Source organism: Achromobacter sp. Marseille-Q0513 (assembly GCF_018195695.1).
Classification (GTDB): Bacteria; Pseudomonadota; Gammaproteobacteria; order Burkholderiales; family Burkholderiaceae_B; genus Achromobacter.
Genome location: NZ_JAGTJY010000306.1, coordinates 1 through 3927 on the forward strand (window position 1 = coordinate 1; position 3927 = coordinate 3927).

6 protein-coding genes are annotated in these 3927 nt (G+C 66.3%); 2 read left to right on the plus strand and 4 right to left on the minus strand.

The genetic code is table 11. From position 1 onward, the window contains the following. Window positions 1–21: 21 nt before the first annotated feature. From KDH83_RS32910 to KDH83_RS29925, 4 genes are all read right to left on the minus strand, one after another. The gene (locus KDH83_RS32910; protein ID WP_212322496.1) at window positions 22–459 is read right to left on the minus strand and encodes an ATP-binding cassette domain-containing protein; all 438 of its coding nucleotides are present in this window, start codon (window positions 457–459) and stop codon (window positions 22–24) included. 181 nt (window positions 460–640) lie between these two features. After that, complete coding sequence (locus KDH83_RS29915) at window positions 641–994, minus strand: hypothetical protein (protein ID WP_212322497.1); 354 nt, start codon at window positions 992–994, stop codon at window positions 641–643. Window positions 995–1080: 86 nt separating this feature from the next. After that, window positions 1081–1368, minus strand: a complete 288-nt coding sequence (locus tag KDH83_RS29920; RefSeq protein WP_103273793.1) for an addiction module antidote protein — start codon at window positions 1366–1368, stop codon at window positions 1081–1083. A gap of 80 nt (window positions 1369–1448) precedes the next feature. Continuing rightward, complete coding sequence (locus KDH83_RS29925) at window positions 1449–1754, minus strand: type II toxin-antitoxin system RelE/ParE family toxin (protein WP_212322500.1); 306 nt, start codon at window positions 1752–1754, stop codon at window positions 1449–1451. Between the two features lie 424 nt (window positions 1755–2178). Here KDH83_RS29925 and fmdA point away from each other — a divergent pair, with 424 nt between their 5' ends. Beyond that, the gene (gene fmdA / locus KDH83_RS29930) at window positions 2179–3408 is read left to right on the plus strand and encodes a formamidase (protein WP_212322503.1); all 1230 of its coding nucleotides are present in this window, start codon (window positions 2179–2181) and stop codon (window positions 3406–3408) included. 13 nt (window positions 3409–3421) lie between these two features. After that, window positions 3422–3754, plus strand: coding sequence for a zinc ribbon domain-containing protein (locus KDH83_RS29935; RefSeq protein WP_103273796.1), 333 nt, complete (start codon window positions 3422–3424; stop codon window positions 3752–3754). Window positions 3755–3927: the final 173 nt, after the last annotated feature.

The window sequence follows — 3927 nt, forward strand, 5'->3', positions numbered from 1 at the left end:
GCGCACCGCATGCATGCGGGGTCATTCCTGGCGGTGGCGCGCAGGGCCGCCCTGCGTTGGGGTTGCGGCCTGGGTGCATGTGCCGGCTCCGTGGCGCGCGGGGGCTTGGGGGGGGGGGGAGCCGGACGCACCGTCGGCCAGCGTGCCGCCAGGTCGGGCGGGCAGGGATTGCGGCACCGCGGCGATGCGTCCGCGACGCTCGATGCGGCCCGACTGCGGCGGCAGTTCGCCGAGCAGCAGACGCAGCAGCAGCGTCTTGCCCGCGCCATTGCGGCCGACCAGACCGTGGCGCGCCGCGCCGAAATCGTGGCTGGCGTCGTCCAGCAGCATGCGGCCGTCGGGCAGCGCATGGCTGACGTGGCGCAGGCTGATATGAAAGGCCGCCGCGAGCGGCGCGCGGGCTTGCCGGGAAGGGGGAAGGGGCCGCGCCGGCGCGGGCGCGTGGGGTGCGTGGGCCATGAAGCGCTCCTGACGATGAACGGGCCTTGCGGACGCGGCGGGCTGCCGGCGGCAAGGACGGATCGGAGGAAGGCTTAGAGGTTCATGGCGGGGGCGCTCCCGGCGGTGAAGTGAGCGGCCATTGTCGCATATCGACGGCGGCGGTCCGTGCCAGCCGCGGTCGCGGCGCGGCGTGCGCCGGCTACTTCATCAGCGGGCCGCAGACGTTGATCCAGTCGGATTTCTGCGAGGCCAGCATGCCGGCTTCCCGATCCATCGCGCCAGCCGTGTCGGCGGGAAAGGTTCCGCCATCGCGCGCGCAGACTTCGTAGCGGTCGGCCAGTTCGAAGCGCAGGTCCAGCAGGTCCAGCCGCCCCTGGCACAGCGTGCCGTCGAGCTTGCCGCCCCGCGCCGCTTCCAGTGCGTCCTGCGCCGACTGGGCGCGCCGGTAGTCCGACTGCGCGGAATCGAAGGCGGCGACGCAGTCTTCGGCGGCGGCCGTGCTGGAGAAGGCGGCGAGCAGCAGGGCGGCGGAAAGGAGGCGGGATGCGGTCATGGACGGGCAGCAGGGCGCAACAGGAAAGGGCGCGCCGGGTTCGGGGACTGCATCATAACTGGGCGGCGTAGAGCGCCATGCAGCGCTCAGGCAAGGGTGGCATGCAAGCGCAGGCCAAGCGCGCGCAATACCTTGAGAATGGTGCTGAAGTCGGGGGCGCGCTCCCCGGACAGCGCTTTATACAGGCTCTCGCGCGACAGCCCGGTGTCCCGCGCGACCTGGGTCATGCCCTTGGCGCGCGCGATATCGCCGAGCGCCTTGGCAATCAGCGCCGCATCGCCTTCGGCGATGCATGCGTCCAGGTAGAGCGCCATTTCCTCGGGCGTTTTCAGGCGCTCCGCGATGTCGTATTTCCGTGTCGTCAGTTTGCGCATGGGGGGGGCTCCCTGTGGAGCGACAGTTGAAGGGGGCGATGCTGGCAGCTTCAACGGCGTTGACGGCAGCCGTCTGGTTTTCAGAAATTCCAGTCCAGTTCGTCGACCAGGCGTAGCGCCATCCTGATATCGGCGTCCTGGGTCGATTTATCTCCTCCTGCAAGCAGGATGACGATGGTTCCCGCGACGCGTTCGGTGAAATACACCCGATAGCCGGGACCGAAATCAATTTTCAATTCAGAGACTCCCTTTTCCAGATGCCGGCATCTGCCTGGGTTTCCGAGGGCCAGTCGCTGTATGCGTGCTTGTATTCGTGCCTTGCCGAACTTGTCCTTCAGGCGGGCTTCGAAGTCGTCATAGGCTTCGGTGCTGCGGAGTTCTTTCACGGGTTCCTGGCCTCGCTTTTTGATAGTCGATGACTGTCATGTGCGTTTCCTGGTCCGTGGTGGGTGTAGCCATTAGGCTACGAAAAGAAGTGTAGCCATATGGCTACGAAGGCGCAAGAAACTTTGTAGTCATCCGGCTACATCTTGCCGCCTCGAAGGAGATGGCTCCATCCTCATTCTTGATAGGTGGGAATGCCTTGACACGCCGGTTTTTGGCATTGCCGGCGGTGCGCAAGCAAGCGATATAGGCAACCCCAGGAATCCCCTGATCGAAATCGGCCCGAACACGGTTTACCTCTACCCGAAACTGGTCTACCTTGCTTTACATGTCAAGGATCTGCAGGGCGCTCCCCGCGCCATCCAATCGGAAGGTCCTGGATAGAAAGTTCTGTTTTATCAACGCCCACGCTGGAGATGAAAGAGAATGACCGACACGCTCATCAAGGTCGACCTGGCCCAATCCCCGTACGAGAACAAGCAGATCCACAATCGCTGGCATCCGGACATCCCGATGGCGGTGTGGGTCAAGCCCGGCGACGACTTCGTCCTGGAAACCTATGACTGGACCGGCGGCGCGATCAAGAACGACGACAGCGCCGACGACGTGCGCGACGTGGACCTGTCCACGGTGCATTTCCTGTCCGGGCCGGTGGGCGTGGAGGGCGCCGAGCCGGGCGACCTGCTGGTGGTGGACCTGCTGGACATCGGCGCCAAGCCCGACAGCCTGTGGGGCTTCAACGGTTTCTTCAGCCGCAACAATGGCGGCGGCTTCCTGACCGATCATTTCCCGCACGCACAGAAATCCATCTGGGATTTCCATGGCATGTTCACGTCCTCGCGCCATGTGCCGGGCGTGAATTTCGCCGGCCTGATCCATCCCGGCCTGATCGGCTGTCTGCCCGACCAGAAGCTGCTGGACGACTGGAACAAGCGCGAGCAGGCGCTGATCGACACCAATCCGAACCGCGTGCCGCCGCTGGCCAACCCGCCCGCGCCCAAGACCGCGCACATGGGCGCGTTGCAGGGCGCCGACCGCGATCGCGCGGCGGCCGAAGGCGCGCGCACGGTGCCGCCGCGCGAGCACGGCGGCAACTGCGACATCAAGGATCTGTCGCGCGGCGCGCGCGTGTTCTTCCCGGTCTACGTCAAGGGCGGCGGCCTGTCGGTGGGCGACCTGCACTTCTCGCAGGGCGATGGCGAAATCACTTTCTGCGGCGCCATCGAGATGGCCGGCTGGGTCCACATGCGCGTGTCGCTGATCAAGGGCGGCATGGACAAGTACGCCATCCGCAATCCCATCTTCAAGCCCAGCCCGATCACGCCGAACTACAAGGACTACCTGATCTTCGAAGGCATCTCGGTCGACGAGCAGGGCAAGCAGCACTACCTGGATGTGAACGTGGCTTATCGCCAGGCCTGCCTGAACGCCATCGAATACCTGAAGAAGTTCGGCTATTCCGGCGCCCAGGCCTATTCCATCCTGGGCTGCGCGCCGGTGCAGGGCCATATCAGCGGGGTGGTGGACATTCCCAACTCCTGCGCCACGCTGTGGCTGCCGACCGAGATCTTCGATTTCGACATCCAGCCCTCGGCCTCCGGGCCGGTGAAGCACATCAAGGGCGACGTCGACATGCCGCTGTCGCGCGACCGCTAGGAGAGCCCGCATCATGCCCATCTATGACTATGCCTGCGGCGGCTGCGGCGAGTTCTCGGCGCTGCGGCCGCTGGCGCAGTGGCGCGATCCCGCCGACTGCCCGCAATGCGGCGCGTCCTCGGAACGCATCGTGGGCGGCGCGCCCGCCATCTCGGCGCTGTCGTCCGCGGTGAACCGGGCGCGCGCGGCGAACGAGCGCAGCGCCAACGAGCCGCGCAGCTCGCGCGCCGGCCACGGCATGAACTGCGGCTGCTGCTCGGGCGGACGCAAGTCCGGCAAGACCCGGGTGGCGGCGGACGGCGCCAAGTCCTTCGCCGGCTCTCGCCCCTGGATGATCAGCCACTGAATGAGGCCCCCCCGAAGCGCTGCGCGCTTCCCCCAGGGGCATGCCTACGGACCGGCGGAGCCGGATCCGTGGCATCCCGCTTTGGGGCAGCGTCTTGCGGGGGGCGGGCTTATTCTGACGGCCCGTAGGCATGCACCCTTAGCAGCGCGCGGGCGCTCTGGTGGGGGCTATCT

Coding starts and splice junctions, on each gene's coding strand:
- fmdA (WP_212322503.1), top strand. CDS start 2,179: ATGACCGACACGCTCATCAAGGTCGACCTGGCCCAATCCCCGTACGAG.
- KDH83_RS29915 (WP_212322497.1), bottom strand. CDS start 994: ATGACCGCATCCCGCCTCCTTTCCGCCGCCCTGCTGCTCGCCGCCTTC.
- KDH83_RS29920 (WP_103273793.1), bottom strand. CDS start 1,368: ATGCGCAAACTGACGACACGGAAATACGACATCGCGGAGCGCCTGAAA.
- KDH83_RS29935 (WP_103273796.1), top strand. CDS start 3,422: ATGCCCATCTATGACTATGCCTGCGGCGGCTGCGGCGAGTTCTCGGCG.
- KDH83_RS32910 (WP_212322496.1), bottom strand. CDS start 459: ATGGCCCACGCACCCCACGCGCCCGCGCCGGCGCGGCCCCTTCCCCCT.